The organism is Akkermansia sp. GGCC_0220, from assembly GCF_017566105.1.
Taxonomy (GTDB): domain Bacteria; phylum Verrucomicrobiota; class Verrucomicrobiia; order Verrucomicrobiales; family Akkermansiaceae; genus Akkermansia; species Akkermansia massiliensis.
This window is the reverse complement of sequence record NZ_JABFCI010000080.1, coordinates 1-241: the sequence shown is the minus strand read 5'-3', so window position 1 is coordinate 241 and position 241 is coordinate 1. Positions and strand designations below refer to the sequence as shown.

The 241-nt window shown below is 54.8% G+C and carries 1 protein-coding gene; it reads right to left on the bottom strand.

Annotated elements, in window-relative coordinates; translation table 11 throughout:
- Window positions 1-241: hypothetical protein (locus HJW02_RS13065; protein ID WP_208050688.1), on the bottom strand; the 241-nt coding region annotated here is incomplete at both ends.

The window sequence follows — 241 nt, the reverse complement described above, 5'->3', positions numbered from 1 at the left end:
TCCTGCTGCTTCCTGTCCAGTTGATAAGACAGGGAACCCTTTTTCAGACTGACAAAACCACGTCCATATGTGCCGGCCCATACGCTTCCATCCCCCAGTACCAGAAGAGAAGACACATCAACGTTTTCCAGTCCCTGCCTGATTCTCCGGCGCACCGTCATCCTTTCGGCATCCAGCACGTCCACCCCCTGCGTCCGGTAGCCGATGAAAATATCCTTTCCCTGCCGGAGGATGGAAGACA